We start from the raw sequence: 18,785 nt of genomic DNA, 5'->3' as shown, positions 1-18,785 counted from the left end.
TGACTCGCGTGGCCCTGAAAGAGGCGATTCTAACAGACGATCAGCGCAAATCCGCGTCCACATGCATCGCTTCTCTCTATATGGGTGTACATCCATGAACCATGAAAGGGCTGTGGGAAGGGGGCTTTGCCGGGATTTCAGAATCCGTGTTCCGTTTTCGCCCTTGCTGTGGTATAAAATGCGCCGCTTTCCGGGGATGACCCCGTAAGCTTAAATCCACACACGTGTCGACACGATGACCTGGGTGCCTTCGGCTTATATAGCCGCTGGTTGGTCATTGGGATACGTGGAGGCCAAACCCGACTTATCAAGGAACTATCATGTCCCAAGTCAACATGCGCGATATGCTGAAGGCCGGTGTGCACTTCGGTCACCAGACCCGTTACTGGAACCCGAAAATGGGCAAGTACATTTTCGGCGCGCGTAACAAGATCCACATCATCAACCTTGAAAAAACCCTGCCGATGTTCAACGAAGCACTGACCTTCGTAGAGCGCCTGGCCCAGGGCAAAAACAAGATTCTGTTCGTCGGCACCAAGCGTTCCGCTGGCAAGATCGTTGCTGAAGAAGCAGCACGTTGCGGTTCGCCGTACGTCGATCACCGCTGGTTGGGCGGCATGCTGACCAACTTCAAGACCATCCGCGCTTCCATCAAGCGTCTGCGTGATCTTGAAGTCCAGTCCGAAGACGGTACTTTCGCCAAGCTGACCAAGAAAGAAGCGCTGATGCGCACTCGCGATCTTGAGAAGCTGGACCGCTCCCTGGGCGGTATCAAGGACATGGGCGGTCTGCCTGACGCACTGTTCGTGATCGACGTTGACCACGAGCGCATCGCGATCACCGAAGCCAACAAGCTGGGTATCCCGGTCATCGGCGTTGTCGATACCAACAGCAGCCCGGAAGGCGTTGACTACATCATCCCAGGCAACGATGACGCCATTCGCGCCATCCAGCTGTACATGGGTTCGATGGCTGACGCTGTGATCCGTGGTCGCAACAATGTTAATGGCGGCACCGAAGTCTTCGCTGAAGAAGCTCCGGCAGCAGCCGCTGAGTAATCGACGCCCCTGGCGTTGACTCAGTAAGCAAAAAGGGGGCTTGGCCCCCTTTTTGCCACCTCGAAAACCACTTGTCGCCAGCGCAGCTACCTGTTTGTAACTTGTCGCGGTCTATAAGCAGTGGTTTTCCAGGAAGAATTGATCGCCCGTTCGGTCGGGTGGAATGGTTGAAAACCTATCCAAGAGGATTTTGAAATGGCAGAGATTACTGCAGCGTTGGTCAAAGAACTGCGCGAGCGTACCGGCGAAGGCATGATGGACTGCAAGAAAGCCTTGACCAAGGCTGGCGGCGACATCGAGAAAGCCATTGATGACATGCGTGCTTCGGGCGCCATCAAGGCTGCCAAGAAAGCTGGCAACGTTGCCGCTGAAGGCGCCATCGCCATCAAGGACGACGGTAAAGCCGCCGTTCTGCTGGAAGTCAACTCCCAGACCGACTTCCTGGCTCTGCAGGACGACTTCAAGGCATTCGTCGCTGCCAGCGTCGACAAAGCCTTCGCTGACAAACTGACCGACGCAGCTCCGCTGATCGAAGCTCAGGAAGAAGCGCGCCTGGTCCTGGTTGGCAAGACCGGCGAGAACGTCAACATCCGTCGCCTGGTTCGCGTTGAAGGTGACGTGGTCGGTACCTACCTGCACGGTAACAAGATCGGTGTCGCAGTTGTCCTGAAGGGCGGCGATACCGAGCTGGCGAAAGACATCGCCATGCACGTAGCTGCAACCAACCCTGAGTTCCTGCTGCCGTCCGACGTTTCGGCTGAAGCGATCGAGCGCGAGAAGGGCGTTTTCCTGCAGCTGAACGAAGAGAAGCTGAAAGGCAAGCCTGCCGAAATCGCCGAGAAAATGGTCAGCGGCCGTATCTCCAAGTTCCTGGCCGAAGCCAGCCTGGTTGAGCAGGCTTTCGTCAAAAACCCGGAAATCAAGGTCGGCGACCTGGCGAAGAAAGCCGGTGCTGAAATCGTTTCCTTCACCTACTTCAAAGTGGGCGAAGGCATCGAGAAGCCGGTCGACAACTTCGCTGAAGAAGTTGCTGCCCAGGTAGCTGCTGCCAGCAAGCAATAAGACGGTTTCCATAACGTCGCCCAGAAGAGGCTGCCCGCTTAACGCGCGCAGCCTCTTTTCGGATGGGGATGCCGATTTTTATTGGTTTCCTGTCGGAACTGGCTTACAAAGCCGTGTTCCGATGGCGCTGTGTCAGCGTCAAGCTAGAGTGAACGAGGCTGCAAACAGTCCGTTAAGAATTTTTTGAAAAAATACGCCGCAGGAGAGATTCGCAATGGCTCAGCAGGGCAGTGGTTATCAGGCTCGCTATAAACGCATTCTACTCAAGCTTAGCGGCGAGGCCCTGATGGGCTCGGAGGAGTTCGGGATCGACCCGAAAGTGCTGGATCGCATGGCCCTGGAAGTGGGCCAGTTGGTCGGGATCGGCGTTCAGGTCGGGCTGGTCATCGGCGGCGGCAACCTGTTCCGTGGCGCAGCGCTGAGCGCGGCCGGCATGGATCGGGTCACGGGCGACCACATGGGCATGCTGGCCACTGTGATGAACGCCCTGGCTATGCGCGACGCACTGGAGCGTGCCAATATTTCGGCCATCGTGATGTCGGCCATTTCCATGGTTGGCGTGACCGATCACTACGATCGCCGCAAAGCCATGCGCCACCTCAACTCCAAGGAAGTGGTGATTTTTGCCGCCGGTACCGGTAATCCGTTCTTCACCACGGATTCCGCAGCCTGCCTGCGAGCGATCGAGATCGATGCCGATGTCGTGCTCAAGGCAACCAAGGTGGATGGTGTGTATACCGCCGACCCGTTCAAAGACCCGCATGCCGAGAAGTTCGATCATCTGACCTACGATGAAGTGCTGGATCGCAAGCTGGGTGTCATGGACCTGACGGCTATCTGCCTGTGCCGCGACCATAAGATGCCGTTGCGCGTTTTCAATATGAACAAGCCTGGCGCCCTGCTGAACATCGTCCATGGCGGCGCCGAAGGAACACTGATCGAGGAAGTTCAACAATGATCAACGAAATCAAGAAAGACGCTCAAGAGCGCATGCAGAAGTCCTTGGAGTCTCTGGCCCACGCATTCGGCCAGATTCGTACCGGCAAGGCTCACCCGAGCATCCTCGGCAGCGTCATGGTGCCTTACTACGGCGCTGACACACCGCTGAGCAGCGTCGCCAACGTCACCGTGAAAGATTCGCGGACCCTGCAGGTCGTGGCTTTCGAGCGCAACATGCTCGCCGCTGTAGACAAGGCCATCCAGAGCGCCGGTCTGAACCTCAATCCAACCAACCTGGGTGAGCTGCTGCTGATCCCGATGCCGGCCCTCACCGAGGAAACGCGCAAAGGCTTCACCAAACAGGCCCGTAGCGCAGCGGAAGACGCGCGTGTTGCCGTGCGCAATATTCGTCGTGACGCGTTGGGTGAGTTGAAGAAGCTGGTCAAGGACAAGGCAATCAGTGAAGACGAAGAGCGTCGTGCCATTGCTGATATCGATAAGTTGACCAAGGAATCCGAGGCCCAGATCACCAAGGCCACGGACGAGAAAGAAAAAGACCTGATGGCCGTATAAGGGTCTCGCTTTAATGGATAAGACCAAGCAGGCCGTGCCGTTCGCGGTGCCGCGCCACGTGGCGATCATCATGGACGGCAATAACCGCTGGGCCAAGAAACGCTTCATGCCCGGTGTCGCCGGGCACAAGGCTGGGGTTGATGCGGTTCGTGCGGTCATCGAGGTGTGCGCGGAGGCTGGGGTCGAGGTGCTCACCCTGTTCGCCTTTTCCAGCGAAAACTGGCAACGTCCGGCCGATGAGGTCAGCGCCTTGATGGATCTGTTCCTCAAGGCGTTGCGGCGTGAGGCCAAGCGTCTGGATGAGAACAAAATCAGCCTGCGGATCATTGGCGATCGTTCGCGTTTTCATCCGGAGCTGCAAGCTGCCATGCGTGAAGCCGAGTCCGCCACGGCGGGCGCTGATCGGTTTGTCCTGCAAATTGCCGCCAACTATGGCGGGCAGTGGGACATCGCCCAGGCGGCCCAGCGACTGGCGCGGGAAGTCCAGGCGGGCCATCTGCGCCCCGAGGACATTACACCCGACCTGCTGCAAACCTGTCTGGCGACCGGCGACTTGCCGTTGCCTGACTTGTGCATCCGCACCGGTGGCGAGCACCGCATCAGTAATTTCCTGCTCTGGCAGCTGGCTTACGCCGAGCTGTATTTCTCCGACCTGTTCTGGCCGGACTTCAAACACGAAGCCATGCGCACCGCACTGGCCGATTTCGCTTCCCGTCAGCGTCGTTTCGGTAAAACGAGCGAGCAGATCGAAGCTGGAGCCCGGGTTTAATGCTCAAACAACGAATCATCACTGCCCTGATCCTGCTGCCCATTGCCTTGGGCGGCTTTTTCCTGCTCGAGGGTGGCAGTTTTGCACTGTTCATCGGCCTGGTCGTGACCTTGGGGGCTTGGGAATGGGCTCGGCTGGCGGGTTTCCCTGCACAGTCGGCGCGCGTGGCCTACGCGGCGGCTGTGGCGGCCATGTTGTTCATCATGTACGTGGTGCCTGGCCTTGCGCCTTGGGTGCTGGGCGCTGCGGTGCTGTGGTGGGCGATGGCGACTTTCCTGGTCCTGACCTACCCGCGGACGACGCACCATTGGGCCAATGCGGCGACCAAGCTGGTGATCGGCCTGCTGATCCTGCTGCCGGCCTGGCAAGGGCTGATCTGGATCAAGCAGGGGGCGCTGGGCAACTGGCAGATCATGGCGGTTATGGTGTTGGTCTGGGGCGCCGATGTCGGGGCTTACTTCTCCGGTCGGGCGTTTGGCAAGCGCAAGCTCGCGCCAAAGGTCAGTCCAGGCAAAAGCTGGGAAGGCGTCTATGGCGGCCTGGCCTTGAGCCTGGTGATCACCACCGTGGTCGGCTTCGTGCGGGACTGGACGGTCGCGCAATTGCTGATGGGGCTGTTTGGCGCCGCCCTGATCGTGTTCGTGTCCGTGGTCGGTGACCTGACCGAAAGCATGTTCAAGCGCCAATCCGGAATCAAGGACAGCAGTAACCTGCTGCCTGGCCATGGTGGCGTGCTGGATCGCATCGACAGCCTGACCGCCGCGATACCGATCTTCGCGGTGCTGTTGTGGATGGCGGCATCGTGAGTCGTCCCCAGCAGATTACCGTCCTGGGGGCCACCGGTTCGATAGGTCTCAGTACGCTGGATGTGATTGGCCGGCACCCGGAGCGCTATCAGGTATTCGCCCTCAGCGGCTTTACTCGCCTCAACGAGCTGCTGGCGCTGTGCATTCGCCATGCGCCGCGGTTTGCCGTGGTGCCCGAGGCCGGCGTGGCTCGGGCATTGCAGGATGACCTGAATGCGGCCGGCTTGCAGACGCGCGTACTGGTGGGGGAGGAGGGCTTGTGTCAGGTGGCCTCCGATCCTGAAGTCGATGCCGTGATGGCAGCGATTGTCGGCGCGGCGGGCTTGCGTCCAACGCTGGCGGCGGTGGAGGCTGGCAAGAAAATCCTGCTGGCCAACAAGGAAGCGCTGGTGATGTCGGGTGCGCTGTTCATGCAGGCGGTGCGCAAGAGTGGCTCGGTGCTGCTGCCTATCGACAGCGAACACAACGCGATTTTTCAATGCATGCCCCGGGATTTTTCCCGTGGCCTGGGTGCGGTCGGTGTCAGGAGGATTCTTCTGACAGCCTCTGGTGGTCCCTTCCGGCAGACACCGCTGGAAGAATTGGTGCATGTTTCACCCGACCAGGCTTGCGCTCATCCGAACTGGTCCATGGGGCGCAAGATCTCCGTGGATTCGGCCAGCATGATGAACAAGGGGCTGGAACTCATCGAGGCCTGCTGGCTGTTCGATGCAAAGCCGGCCCAGGTCGAGGTGGTCATCCATCCACAAAGCGTTATCCACTCCCTTGTGGACTATGTAGATGGCTCGGTGCTGGCCCAGTTGGGTAATCCGGACATGCGCACACCTATTGCCAATGCTTTGGCCTGGCCGGAGCGGATTGATTCAGGTGTCGCACCCTTGGACCTGTTTGCCATTGCTCGGCTGGACTTCCAGGCGCCCGATGAGCAACGTTTTCCCTGCCTGCGCCTGGCGCGACAGGCGGCCGAGGCGGGCAACAGCGCGCCGGCCATGCTTAACGCCGCCAACGAGGTGGCAGTTGCAGCGTTTCTCGATGGGCGTGTCCGCTACCTCGAGATCGCGAGTATCATCGAGGAGGTCTTGAATCTCGAAGCCGTGGTTTCGCTCGATGACCTCGATGCGGTATTCACGGCGGATGCCAGGGCTCGCGAGCTGACGGGCCGATGGTTGCAGCGCCACGGGCGCTAAGGCTGCGGTACGTTAGCCAGGGTTGTCCCAGGCAGGATTGTGGAGAAAACAGATGAGCGCGCTCTATATGATTGTCGGCACCCTGGTTGCACTGGGGGTGCTGGTCACTTTTCACGAATTCGGCCATTTCTGGGTCGCGCGTCGCTGTGGCGTCAAGGTTCTGCGCTTTTCCGTCGGTTTCGGCATGCCGTTGTTGCGCTGGCATGACAAGAAAGGCACTGAGTTCGTCGTGGCAGCCATCCCACTGGGCGGCTACGTCAAGATGCTCGATGAGCGCGAAGGCGAAGTCCCGGCCGATCAGCTTGATCAGTCTTTCAATCGAAAGACCGTCCGTCAGCGCATCGCTATCGTCGCGGCGGGCCCGATTGCCAACTTCCTGCTGGCCATGGTGTTTTTCTGGGCGCTGGCCATGCTGGGCAGTGAGCAGGTACGGCCTGTCATCGGCGCGGTCGAGGCGGGTAGCGTTGCGGCGCGGGCCGGGTTGGGCGCGGGCCAGGAAATCGTTGCCATCGACGGCGAGCCGACATCGGGTTGGGCTGCGGTCAACTTGCAGTTGGTACGTCGCCTGGGTGAAAGCGGCTCGCTGCAATTGATGGTGCGTGAACAGGGCTCGACGGCGGACTCGCCTCGGGAGCTGGTCCTCGACAACTGGCTCAAGGGCGCCGATGAACCCGACCCGATCCGTTCCCTGGGGATTCGCCCATGGCGTCCCGCTCTGCCGCCCGTGCTTGCCGAACTCGATCCGAAAGGCCCGGCTAGCGCTGCTGGCCTGAAAACCGGTGACCGTTTGCTGGCATTCGACGGCCAGCCTGTCAGTGACTGGCAACAGGTCGTCGACTCGGTTCGTGTTCGCCCTGATACCAAAATCATGCTGCGTGTCGAGCGCGATGGTGCTTCAATCGACGTCCCTGTCGCCTTGGCTGCCCGCGGTGAGAGCAAAGCGCCGACCGGTTACCTGGGGGCTGGCGTCAAGGCGGTCGACTGGCCACCGGAAATGATCCGGGAGGTCAGCTTCGGTCCTGTCGCGGCAATCGGCGAGGGTGTGCGGCGTACTTGGACCATGAGTGTCCTGACCCTCGACTCGCTGAAGAAAATGTTGTTCGGCGAGCTCTCGGTAAAAAACTTGAGTGGACCGATAACCATTGCTAAAGTGGCGGGCGCTTCTGCCCAGTCGGGCGTTGCTGATTTCCTGAATTTCCTTGCTTATCTGAGCATTAGCCTGGGGGTTCTGAATTTGCTGCCCATCCCGGTACTGGATGGGGGGCATCTGCTGTTTTATCTGATCGAGTGGGCGCGTGGTCGTCCCTTGTCGGATCGGGTGCAAGGTTGGGGGATACAGATCGGTATCAGCTTGGTGGTCGGGGTGATGTTGCTTGCCTTGGTCAACGATCTGGGTCGTCTGTAACGCTTCGCTGAATTGCGAATCTGCCGCATTTTGCGGCAGTTTGTTTATTGCCAGTTGGAATAAGAAAGGACTTCATGAAACGTCTGCTGCTAACTGCGGTTCTCACCGTATTGATGATCGCCGAAGTTCACGCCGAGTCCTTCACTATCTCTGATATTCGCGTCAACGGCCTCCAGCGGGTTTCCGCGGGTAGCGTCTTTGGTGCCTTGCCGCTGAACGTCGGCGAGCAGGCGGATGATCGGCGCCTGGTGGAATCCACTCGTGCGTTGTTCAAGACCGGGTTCTTTCAAGATATCCAGCTGGGCCGCGACGGCAATGTCTTGGTCATCACGGTAGTCGAGCGCCCATCGGTCGCCAGTATCGAGATCGAGGGCAACAAGGCGATCTCCACCGAAGACCTGATGAAAGGCCTGAAGCAATCGGGCCTGGCGGAAGGCGAGATCTTCCAGCGCGCGACACTCGAAGGCGTTCGTAACGAGTTGCAACGCCAGTACGTTGCCCAGGGCCGCTACTCGGCCACCGTTGATACCGAAGTCGTCCCGCAACCGCGCAACCGCGTTGGCCTGAAGGTGAACATCAACGAAGGCACCGTCGCCGCCATCCAGCACATCAACGTGGTAGGCAATACGGTTTTCCCAGACGAAGACCTGATCGACCTGTTCGAACTCAAGACCACCAACTGGTTGTCGTTCTTCAAGAACGACGACAAGTACGCCCGTGAAAAACTCTCCGGTGACCTGGAGCGCCTGCGTTCCTACTACCTGGACCGTGGCTACATCAACATGGACATTGCTTCGACCCAGGTGTCCATTACCCCGGACAAGAAGCACGTCTACATCACCGTCAACGTCAACGAAGGCGAGAAATACACCGTTCGTGACGTCAAGCTCAGCGGCGACCTGAAGGTCCCTGAAGACCAGGTCAAGTCGCTTCTGCTGGTGCAGAAGGGCCAGGTATTCTCGCGCAAGCTGATGACCACCACGTCCGAGCTGATCACCCGTCGCCTCGGTAACGAGGGCTACACCTTCGCCAACGTCAACGGCGTGCCACAGCCACACGATGAAGACCATACCGTCGACATCACCTTTGCCGTGGACCCGGGCAAGCGCGCCTACGTCAATCGCATCAACTTCCGTGGCAACACCAAGTCCGAGGACGAAGTGCTGCGCCGTGAAATGCGCCAGATGGAAGGTGGCTGGGCTTCGACCTACCTGATCGACCAATCCAAGACCCGCCTGGAGCGCCTCGGCTTCTTCAAGGAAGTCAACGTCGAGACCCCGGCCGTACCGGGCGTCGATGACCAGGTTGACGTGAACTACAGTGTCGAGGAACAGGCTTCCGGTTCGATCACCGCGAGCGTCGGTTTCGCCCAGAGCGCAGGCTTGATCCTGGGCGGTTCGATCACCCAGAACAACTTCCTCGGTACCGGTAACAAGGTCAGCATCGGCCTGACCCGTAGCGAATACCAGACCCGCTACAACTTCGGCTACGTGGACCCCTACTGGACCGCCGACGGCGTGAGCCTGGGCTACAACGCCTTCTATCGCACCACTGACTACGACGAACTCGATTCCGATGTCTCCAGCTATGCAGTTGACAGCCTGGGTGCCGGCGTCAACGTAGGTTATCCAATCAGCGAGACTTCGCGTCTTACGTTCGGGCTCACCGCCCAGCAGGACGAGATCAGCACCGGCCGCTATACCGTTGACGAGATCTTCGATTTCGTCGAGAAGGAGGGCGACAAGTACCTGAACTTCAAGGCGTCTGTTGGTTGGTCCGAGTCGACCCTGAACAAGGGCGTATTGGCGACACGTGGTCACTCCCAGAGCCTGGTGCTTGAATCGACCGTACCGGGCAGCGACCTGTCGTTCTTCAAGCTCGATTATCGCGGCCAACTGTTCCAGCCGCTGACCGATAACTACACCATGCGCCTGCACACCGAGCTGGGTTATGGCGATGGCTACGGTTCGACTGACGGCCTGCCGTTCTACGAGAACTACTACGCGGGTGGTTTCAACTCGGTACGCGGCTTCAAGGACAGCACCCTGGGGCCTCGCAGTACGCCGAGCCGTGGCGCAGCCGTCACTGGCAACCAAGGGACCATCCGGGATCCGGACCAGGATCCGCTTCCATTCGGTGGTAACGTCCTGATTCAGGGCGGGGTTGAAGTGCTGTTCCCGATGCCGTTCGTCAAGGACCAGCGCTCCCTGCGTACCTCTGTATTCTGGGACGTGGGTAACGTATTCGACTCCAGTTGCGATAACGCCACCAACAACAATGGCACGTCATCCAATGCAGAATGCAACGACATCAGCCTCAGCAACCTTGCCAGTTCCGTCGGCGTGGGCGTGACCTGGGTCACCGCGCTGGGCCCGTTGAGTTTCGCGCTGGCGATGCCGATCAAGAAACCGGATGACGCTGAAACCCAAGTGTTCCAATTTTCCCTCGGCCAGACGTTCTAAGTGTCCGGCCCAAGATAACGACAATGGATTTTGTAGGAGTACATCGTGCGTAAGTTGACTCAATTGGTTCTCCTGGCGACCGTACTGGTCGCAGGTCCGGCTTTTGCCGACATGAAGATCGCCGTGCTGAATTATCAGATGGCCCTGCTGGAATCCGATGCGGCGAAGAAATACGCCGTGGACGCCGAGAAGAAGTTCGGCCCGCAACTGACCAAGCTCAAGGGCCTGGAAAGCAGCGCCAAGGGTATCCAGGATCGTCTGGTCGCCGGTGGTGACAAGATGGCCCAGGGCGAGCGCGAGCGTCTTGAGCTGGAATTCAAGCAGAAGGCCCGCGACTTCCAGTTCCAATCCAAGGAACTGAACGAAGCGAAAGCCGTGGCTGACCGTGAAATGCTCAAGCAGCTCAAGCCGAAACTCGACAGCGCCGTTGAAGAAGTCATCAAGAAAGGTGGTTTCGACCTGGTGTTCGAGCGCGGCGCAGTGATCGATGTCAAACCTCAATACGACATCACGCGCCAGGTCATCGAGCGCATGAACCAGCTGAAGTAATCCATGACAGCGACTATCAAGCTCGGCCAACTGGCTGAGTTCCTCGGCGCCACCCTGCGTGGCGACCCGGAGAGGGCAATTACTGGGCTAGCCACTTTGCAAGAGGCTGGCCCAGCTCAGTTGAGCTTTCTGGCAAATCCCCAATACCGCAAATACCTGGCAGACAGCCGGGCCGCAGCGCTGTTGCTGAAGGCCGGTGATGCCGAAGGGTTTGCTGGCGATGCGCTGATCGTGGCCGATCCTTACCTGGCGTATGCGCGGATTTCCCATCTTTTCGACCCCAAGCCCAAATCGCCTGCGGGCATTCATCCCAGTGCGGTAATCGCGGCGGATGCGATCGTTGACCCCACGGCCAGTGTAGGGCCTTTTGTCGTCATCGAAAGCGCGGCCCGGATTGGCGCTGGCGTGACGCTGGGCGCCCACTGCTTTGTCGGCGCGCGTAGCGAGATCGGCGAGGGTGGCTGGCTGGCTCCGCGCGTCACCCTGTATCACGATGTGCGCATCGGCAAGCGGGTGGTGATTCAGTCTGGCGCGGTGCTGGGCGGTGAAGGGTTTGGTTTTGCCAACGAGAAAGGCGTCTGGCAGAAGATCGCCCAGATCGGTGGCGTGACCGTTGGCGATGATGTGGAGATTGGCGTCAATACCGCGATCGACCGTGGTGCGCTGGCCGACACCGTCATCGGTAACGGCGTCAAGCTCGACAACCAGATCCAGATCGCCCACAACGTCCAGGTCGGTGACCATACCGCCATGGCCGCTTGCGTGGGCATTTCCGGCAGTACCAAGATCGGCAGGCATTGCATGCTGGCCGGTGGCGTAGGGCTGGTAGGTCACATCGAAATCTGTGACAACGTTTTCCTGACCGGCATGACCATGGTCACCCACTCGATTACCGAGCCGGGCGCCTATTCATCCGGTACGGCCATGCAGCCGGCAGCCGAATGGCGCAAGAGCGCGGCGCGTATCCGCCAGCTCGACGACATCGCGCGGCGCCTCAAGCAGGTGGAAAAGCGTGTAGGGGACGTGACCCCTGGCGGTAATGCTTCATCAGATGGCTGATACCATTTCCATATCAAGTGTGCACAGCCGTTAGGGCATCTTGATTTGCTAGCGGAGTGCGCGTCACTCGTGCGCTCCCAATCTTTACATAGGCTTCCCCCCGAAATGATGGACATCAACGAGATTCGCGAATACCTGCCTCACCGTTACCCGTTCCTGCTGGTGGATCGGGTCGTGGACCTGGATGTTGAAGGCAAGCGCATTCGCGCCTACAAGAATGTCAGCATCAACGAACCGTTCTTCAATGGCCACTTCCCCGCGCATCCAATCATGCCGGGCGTGTTGATCATCGAAGCGATGGCTCAGGCTGCCGGGATCCTTGGTTTCAAAATGCTCGACGTGAAGCCTGCCGATGGCACGCTCTACTACTTCGTCGGCTCCGACAAGCTGCGCTTTCGCCAGCCAGTGACCCCGGGCGATCAATTGATCCTCGAGGCCAAGTTCATCAGTTGCAAGCGCCAGATCTGGAAGTTCGAATGCCAGGCCTCGGTCGATGGCAAGCCGGTCTGCTCCGCTGAAATCATCTGCGCGGAACGCAAACTATGAGTTTGATTGACCCTCGCGCAATCATCGATCCGTCGGCCGTGCTGGCCGCCGATGTCGAGGTTGGCCCTTGGTCGATCATCGGCGCAGGTGTGGAAATCGGCGAGGGCACGGTGATCGGCCCCCACGTAATTCTCAAGGGGCCGACCCGAATCGGCCGGCACAATCGCATCTACCAGTTTTCATCGGTAGGCGAGGACACGCCCGATCTGAAATACAAAGGTGAAGAAACCCGCCTGGTCATCGGCGATCACAACGTGATCCGCGAAGGCGTGACGATTCACCGTGGCACCGTCCAGGACCGTTCCGAAACGACACTGGGCGACCATAACCTGATCATGGCCTATGCCCACATCGGCCACGACAGCGTCATCGGCAACCATTGCATCCTGGTCAACAACACTGCGTTGGCCGGCCATGTGCACGTGGATGACTGGGCGATCCTGTCCGGCTTCACCCTGGTCCACCAGTATTGCCATATCGGCGCCCATAGTTTCTCCGGCATGGGCACGGCCATCGGCAAGGACGTTCCCGCATACGTCACCGTGTTCGGTAACCCGGCCGAAGCCCGCAGCATGAACTTCGAGGGCATGCGTCGTCGTGGCTTCAGCGAAGAGGCGATTACGGCGCTGCGCCGCGCCTACAAGGTGGTCTATCGCCAGGGCCTGACGGTCGAGCAGGCGCTGGCCGAACTGGCCGAAGCGTCGACGCAGTTCCCGGAAGTCGCGATATTCCGTGATTCCATCCAGTCATCGACTCGCGGCATCACGCGCTGACCATGGCTAATCTGCGTATCGCGCTGGTGGCGGGAGAGGCTTCCGGTGACATTCTGGGTGCCGGTCTGATGCGTGCGCTCAAGGCGCAGCATCCCGCAGTCGAATTCATCGGGGTTGGTGGGCCATTGATGCAGGCCGAAGGGCTGGAGTCCTACTTCCCCATGGAGCGCCTGTCAGTCATGGGCCTGGTGGAAGTGCTCGGTCGCTTGCGGGAGCTGCTGGCCCGGCGCAAGAAGCTGATCCAGACGCTGATCGAAGAAAAACCGGACGTCTTCATCGGTATCGATGCGCCGGATTTCACCCTCAATATCGAACTCAAATTGCGCCAGGCGGGTATCAAGACCGTGCATTACGTCAGCCCGTCGGTCTGGGCCTGGCGGCAGAAACGCGTGTTGAAGATCCGCGAAGGTTGCGACCTGATGCTGACGCTGCTGCCGTTCGAAGCCCGTTTCTACGAAGAAAAAGGCGTGCCGGTGCGGTTTGTCGGACACACCCTGGCCGATACCATTCCCCTGGAGGCGGACCGCGCGGCGGCGCGCCAGGCGTTGAACCTGCCTGCAGGGCCGCTGGTGGCATTGATGCCCGGCAGTCGCGGCGGCGAGGTCAGTCGCCTGGGCGGCTTGTTCTTCGACGCCGCTGAACGCCTCCGGGCGATGCGGCCCGGCGTACGTTTTGTCCTGCCGTGTGCCAGTCCGCAGCGGCGAGTCCAGCTCGAAGCGCTGCTGGCCGGGCGCGATTTGCCGGTTACCTTGCTCGACGGCCAATCCCATCAAGCACTGGCCGCTTGTGATGCGGTGTTGATTGCGTCAGGCACTGCTACCCTTGAAGCGTTGTTGTACAAACGCCCAATGGTGGTCGCCTATCGCCTGGCGCCGCTGACGTTCTGGATTCTCAAGCGCATGGTCAAGAGCCCTTACGTTTCCTTGCCCAATCTCCTGGCCCAGCGCCTGCTGGTCCCTGAGCTGCTGCAAGACGACGCGACCGCCGAGGCGCTGGCCACCACGCTGTCGCCCTTGATCGACGGCGGCGAGGAACAGACCCGGGGTTTTGACGAAATTCACCGTACCCTGCGTCGCGATGCCTCCAACCAGGCGGCTGACGCGGTACTGACCCTGATTGGCGCAAAACCATGAGCAACGTAAAGCTACAGATGGGCCTGGACTTCAACCTGGTCGCTGAAGTCGAAGAACTCGTCGCCGGTGTCGATGAAGTCGGGCGTGGGCCTTTGTGCGGTGCGGTGGTGACGGCGGCGGTGATCCTTGATCCGAACCGGCCGATCCTGGGTCTGGATGATTCCAAGAAGCTCACCGAGGCCCGTCGCGAGAAGCTCTACGACGAAATCTGCGAAAAGGCCCTGAGCTGGTGCATCGCCCGGGCCGAAGTCGAAGAAATCGATGAGCTCAATATCCTGCACGCCACCATGCTCGCCATGCAGCGTGCGGTGCAGGGGCTGCATATCACGCCGAAGCTGGCGATGATCGACGGCAATCGTTGCCCGAAACTGTCGATGCGCGCCGAAGCGGTCATCCAGGGCGACGGCAAAGTGCCGGCCATCGCGGCGGCTTCGATCCTGGCCAAGGTCAGTCGTGATCGGGAAATGGCCGCGTTCGAGCTGATCTATCCGGGCTATGGCATCGGCAGCCACAAGGGTTATCCGACCCCCGTCCACCTGGAAGCCCTGGCGCGCCTTGGCCCGACGCCGATTCATCGGCGATCGTTTGCCCCGGTTAGGCTGGCTTATGAAGCTCGGGATGGGGTGATCGTGAGCGAGGGGTTCACCTGATTCATCGTGGCGAGGGAGCTTGCTCCCGCTTGGGTGCGAAGCGCCCATAAGAAGGGGGCTGCCGCGCAGCCCAGCGGGAGCAAGCTCCCTCGCCACGGGTTCAATCCTCAAGAGAATGGGTTGCTGGCTGATGTTTTACCCAAGGCCCGGTACAATCCGGGCCTTGTTGTTTTCATGACTTAACGCAGGATCACTATGCCGGCTTCATTCGTTCATCTACGCCTGCACACTGAATACTCCCTGGTCGACGGTCTGGTGCGGATCAAGCCCCTGGTCAAGACGCTGGTGGGCATGAACATGCCTGCCGTGGCCGTTACCGACCAGAACAACATGTGTTCGCTGGTCAAGTTCTACAAGAACGCCATGGGCGCAGGGATCAAGCCGATCTGCGGCGCCGACCTGTGGCTGGCGAACAAGGACCCGGACGCGCCGCTGAGCCGGATCAGCCTGCTGGTGATGAACGCCTTGGGCTACCGCAACCTCACCGAGCTGATTTCCCGCGGCTTTATCGACGGCCAGCGCAATGGCTCGATCATCATCGAGCGCGAGTGGGTGGCCGAGGCCAGCGAAGGGCTGATCATGCTGTCGGCGGCCAAGGAGGGTGAAATCGGCCAGGCCCTGCTCAGCGGCAATGTCGAAGAAGCCGAACAACTGGCCCGCGACTGGATGGCCGTGTTCCCGGATCGCTTCTACATCGAAGTGCAGCGCACCAACCGTCCCAATGACGAAGAACACCTGCACGCCGCCGTAGCCCTCGCCGACAAGCTCGGTGCGCCGCTGGTGGCGACCAACGACGTGCGGTTCATCAAGCAGGAAGATTTCGAGGCCCACGAAACCCGCGTCTGCATCGGTGAAGGCCGTGCCCTCGACGACCCCCGTCGGCCGAAAAACTACAGCGACCAGCAATACCTCAAGAGCGCCGAGGAAATGGCGGAGCTGTTCAGCGACTTGCCCGAAGCGCTGGAAAACACCGTCGAGATCGCCAAGCGTTGCAACATCGAAGTGAAGCTGGGCAAGCACTTCCTGCCCAACTTCCCGATTCCCGATGGGATGACCATCGATGAATATTTCCGCAAGGTCTCGTTCGACGGCCTCGAAGAACGCCTGAGCGTCCTGCTGCCCAAGGACACCACTGAAGATTACGAAGCCAAGCGCCAGGTCTATGTCGATCGGTTGAATTTCGAGCTGGATATCATCATCCAGATGGGGTTCCCCGGTTACTTCCTGATCGTGATGGACTTTATCCAGTGGGCCAAGAGCAACGGCGTGCCCGTTGGCCCTGGCCGGGGGTCGGGTGCCGGTTCGCTGGTGGCCTACGTGCAGAAGATCACCGACCTCGACCCGCTGGAATATGACCTGCTGTTCGAACGTTTCCTCAACCCGGAACGGGTTTCCATGCCCGACTTCGACGTCGACTTCTGCATGGACGGCCGCGACCGGGTGATCGACTACGTGGCCGAGAAATACGGCCGCAACGCGGTGAGCCAGATCATTACCTTCGGTTCCATGGCTGCCAAGGCTGTGGTGCGCGACGTGGCGCGGGTGCAGGGCAAGTCCTACGGTCTGGCGGATCGCCTGTCGAAGATGATCCCGTTCGAAGTCGGCATGACCCTGGAAAAAGCCTACGAGCAGGAAGAAATCCTGCGGGACTTCATCAAGGTCGATGAGGAAGCTGCGGAAATCTGGGAGATGGCCCGCAAGCTCGAAGGCGTGGTGCGTAACGTCGGCAAGCACGCCGGTGGTGTGGTGATCGCGCCGACCAAGCTGACTGACTTCTCGCCGATCTATTGCGATGAAGAGGGCGACGGCCTGGTCACCCAGTTCGACAAGGATGACGTCGAGGCGGCGGGCCTGGTGAAGTTCGACTTCCTCGGCTTGCGGACCCTGACCATCATCGACTGGGCGCTGAAAACCATCAACCGCGACCGGGCCAAGGTCGGCGAAGAGCCGCTGGACATTGCCTTTATTCCGCTGGACGACAAGCCGACCTACAGCCTGTTGCAGAAAGCCGAAACCACCGCGGTGTTCCAGCTTGAATCCCGAGGCATGAAGGAGCTGATCAAGAAGCTCAAGCCGGACTGCCTGGAAGACTTGATCGCACTGGTGGCCCTGTTCCGTCCGGGCCCGCTGCAATCGGGCATGGTGGATGACTTCATCAACCGCAAGCACGGTCGCGCCGAGCTGGCGTACCCGCACCCCGACTACCAGTACGAAGGCTTGAAGCCGGTATTGGCACCGACCTACGGCATCATCCTGTATCAGGAACAGGTGATGCAGATTGCCCAGGTGATGGCCGGCTACACCCTCGGTGGCGCGGACATGCTGCGTCGAGCCATGGGTAAGAAAAAACCCGAGGAGATGGCCAAGCAGCGCGGTGGCTTCATCGAAGGTTGCGCGAACAATGGCATCGATGCGGACCTGGCGGGCAACATTTTCGACCTGGTGGAAAAGTTCGCCGGCTACGGCTTCAACAAATCCCACTCCGCCGCCTATGGCCTGGTCTCGTACCAGACTGCATGGTTGAAGGCACACTACCCGGCGCCGTTCATGGCGGCGGTGCTGTCGGCGGATATGCACAACACCGACAAGGTCGTGACCTTGATCGAAGAAGTGCGGACCATGAAGCTGCGCCTCGACGCGCCGGACGTGAACGCTTCGGAGTTCAAGTTCACGGTGAACGATGAAGGCCGCATCATCTATGGCCTCGGCGCGATCAAGGGCGTGGGTGAAGGCCCGGTGGAGGCGATTACCGAAGCGCGCCAGGACGGGCCATTCAAGGATCTGTTCGATTTCTGCGCGCGGGTTGACCTCAAACGCATCAACAAGCGCACCCTCGACGGTTTGATCCGCAGCGGCGCGCTGGACCGCCTGGGGCCTTATTTTCACGATGAGCCGAAGGCCTACCAGGCCAACATCGATCGCAATCGCGCGGTGTTGCTGGCGGCGATGGAAGAAGCGATCAAGGCCGCCGAACAGACCGCCCGCACCCATGACAGCGGCCACGCCGACCTGTTTGGCGGGCTGTTCGTCGAGGAAGACGCCGACGTCTATGGCAACCATCGCAAAGCCAAGGAGCTGACCCTCAAGGAGCGCCTCAAGGGTGAGAAAGACACCTTGGGCCTGTACCTGACCGGTCACCCGATCGACGAATACGAAGGCGAGATCCGCCGCTTCGCCCGCCAGCGCATCATCGACCTGAAGCCGGCTCGCGACACGCAAACGGTCGCCGGCATGATCATCGCCCTGCGGGTGATGAAAAACAAAAAAGGCGACAAGATGGGTTTCATCACCCTGGACGACCGCTCCGGGCGCATCGAGGCGTCGTTGTTCGCCGATGCGTTCCATTCCGCGCAGTCGTTGTTGCAGACCGATGCGATGGTCGTCGTGGAAGGGGAAGTCAGTAACGACGACTTCTCCGGTGGCCTGCGGCTGCGGGTCAAGCGCGTGATGAGCATGGAGGATGCCCGTACCAACCTGGCCGAGAGCCTGCGCCTGAAGTTGCAAACCCAGGATCTGAAAGGCGATCAGCTACGCTGGCTGGGCGAGTTGTTCAAGCGCCATCGCGGTGCTTGTCCGATCACCATGGAGTATGTACGACCCGACGCCAAGGCCGTGCTGCAGTTCGGCGAAGGTTGGCGGATCGATCCGGCGGATGCGTTGATTCAAGCCTTGCGTGACCAGTTCGGCAAAGACAACGTCTTCCTCCAATACCGTTGACGGCCAGGGGCCACTTCCGTATTCGGAGCGCCCCTGACCTCGACTCGAATTTTTAATCTCGACCTGAACGCGCCTCTCCCTTAAGGTAGGGCGCGAA

At 59.9% G+C, this 18,785-nt stretch carries 16 protein-coding genes; all 16 read left to right on the top strand.

All coding sequences use genetic code 11. The features are described from left to right. The first annotated feature begins 320 nt into the window (after positions 1 to 320). Entirely contained in the window at positions 321 to 1,058 is a 738-nt protein-coding gene (rpsB, locus tag KSS97_RS23280) for a 30S ribosomal protein S2 (protein ID WP_003198231.1), read from the top strand. A gap of 195 nt (positions 1,059 to 1,253) precedes the next feature. Next, on the top strand, positions 1,254 to 2,120 hold the full coding sequence (gene tsf / locus KSS97_RS23275; protein WP_030139490.1) for a translation elongation factor Ts: 867 nt from the start codon (positions 1,254 to 1,256) through the stop codon (positions 2,118 to 2,120). Positions 2,121 to 2,334: 214 nt separating this feature from the next. Further along, entirely contained in the window at positions 2,335 to 3,078 is a 744-nt protein-coding gene (pyrH, locus tag KSS97_RS23270) for a UMP kinase (protein ID WP_003198235.1), read from the top strand. After that, the gene (frr, locus tag KSS97_RS23265; protein WP_217860237.1) at positions 3,075 to 3,632 is read left to right on the top strand and encodes a ribosome recycling factor; all 558 of its coding nucleotides are present in this window, start codon (positions 3,075 to 3,077) and stop codon (positions 3,630 to 3,632) included. Before pyrH ends, frr begins: the two co-directional genes overlap by 4 nt. 13 nt (positions 3,633 to 3,645) lie before the next feature. After that, positions 3,646 to 4,401: a polyprenyl diphosphate synthase gene (uppS, locus tag KSS97_RS23260; RefSeq protein WP_030139488.1), complete on the top strand. Its 756-nt coding sequence runs from the start codon at positions 3,646 to 3,648 to the stop codon at positions 4,399 to 4,401. Next, entirely contained in the window at positions 4,401 to 5,207 is an 807-nt protein-coding gene (locus tag KSS97_RS23255) for a phosphatidate cytidylyltransferase (protein ID WP_030139487.1), read from the top strand. Before uppS ends, KSS97_RS23255 begins: the two co-directional genes overlap by 1 nt. Continuing rightward, complete coding sequence (gene ispC, locus KSS97_RS23250; RefSeq protein ID WP_217860236.1) at positions 5,204 to 6,394, top strand: 1-deoxy-D-xylulose-5-phosphate reductoisomerase; 1,191 nt, start codon at positions 5,204 to 5,206, stop codon at positions 6,392 to 6,394. The genes KSS97_RS23255 and ispC overlap by 4 nt, the downstream gene beginning before the upstream one ends. Positions 6,395 to 6,446: 52 nt before the next feature. Further along, a complete protein-coding gene (rseP, locus tag KSS97_RS23245; protein ID WP_198796346.1) occupies positions 6,447 to 7,799 on the top strand; it encodes an RIP metalloprotease RseP in 1,353 nt (450 codons plus the stop codon). A gap of 74 nt (positions 7,800 to 7,873) precedes the next feature. Then, positions 7,874 to 10,261: an outer membrane protein assembly factor BamA gene (gene bamA / locus KSS97_RS23240; protein WP_030139484.1), complete on the top strand. Its 2,388-nt coding sequence runs from the start codon at positions 7,874 to 7,876 to the stop codon at positions 10,259 to 10,261. A 45-nt stretch (positions 10,262 to 10,306) separates the two neighbouring features. Continuing rightward, positions 10,307 to 10,810, top strand: a complete 504-nt coding sequence (locus tag KSS97_RS23235) for an OmpH/Skp family outer membrane protein (RefSeq protein ID WP_003184901.1) — start codon at positions 10,307 to 10,309, stop codon at positions 10,808 to 10,810. 3 nt (positions 10,811 to 10,813) lie between these two features. Beyond that, positions 10,814 to 11,869: a UDP-3-O-(3-hydroxymyristoyl)glucosamine N-acyltransferase gene (gene lpxD, locus KSS97_RS23230; protein WP_217860235.1), complete on the top strand. Its 1,056-nt coding sequence runs from the start codon at positions 10,814 to 10,816 to the stop codon at positions 11,867 to 11,869. Positions 11,870 to 11,974: 105 nt separating this feature from the next. Further along, the gene (gene fabZ, locus KSS97_RS23225; RefSeq protein WP_003184897.1) at positions 11,975 to 12,415 is read left to right on the top strand and encodes a 3-hydroxyacyl-ACP dehydratase FabZ; all 441 of its coding nucleotides are present in this window, start codon (positions 11,975 to 11,977) and stop codon (positions 12,413 to 12,415) included. After that, positions 12,412 to 13,188, top strand: coding sequence for an acyl-ACP--UDP-N-acetylglucosamine O-acyltransferase (gene lpxA / locus KSS97_RS23220; RefSeq protein WP_030139482.1), 777 nt, complete (start codon positions 12,412 to 12,414; stop codon positions 13,186 to 13,188). The genes fabZ and lpxA overlap by 4 nt, the downstream gene beginning before the upstream one ends. A 2-nt stretch (positions 13,189 to 13,190) precedes the next feature. Continuing rightward, the gene (gene lpxB / locus KSS97_RS23215) at positions 13,191 to 14,321 is read left to right on the top strand and encodes a lipid-A-disaccharide synthase (RefSeq protein WP_198796347.1); all 1,131 of its coding nucleotides are present in this window, start codon (positions 13,191 to 13,193) and stop codon (positions 14,319 to 14,321) included. Further along, positions 14,318 to 14,971 (top strand): ribonuclease HII, encoded by a 654-nt coding sequence (gene rnhB / locus KSS97_RS23210; protein WP_217860234.1) that lies wholly within the window; start codon positions 14,318 to 14,320, stop codon positions 14,969 to 14,971. Before lpxB ends, rnhB begins: the two co-directional genes overlap by 4 nt. A gap of 195 nt (positions 14,972 to 15,166) precedes the next feature. Then, positions 15,167 to 18,688, top strand: a complete 3,522-nt coding sequence (dnaE, locus tag KSS97_RS23205; protein ID WP_198796348.1) for a DNA polymerase III subunit alpha — start codon at positions 15,167 to 15,169, stop codon at positions 18,686 to 18,688. Positions 18,689 to 18,785 lie beyond the last annotated feature (97 nt).

Source organism: Pseudomonas alvandae (assembly GCF_019141525.1).
GTDB classification, from domain to species: Bacteria; Pseudomonadota; Gammaproteobacteria; order Pseudomonadales; family Pseudomonadaceae; genus Aquipseudomonas; species Aquipseudomonas alvandae.
Note: the sequence above shows the minus strand (reverse complement) of the source record. Positions and strands in the feature narration are given on the sequence as shown.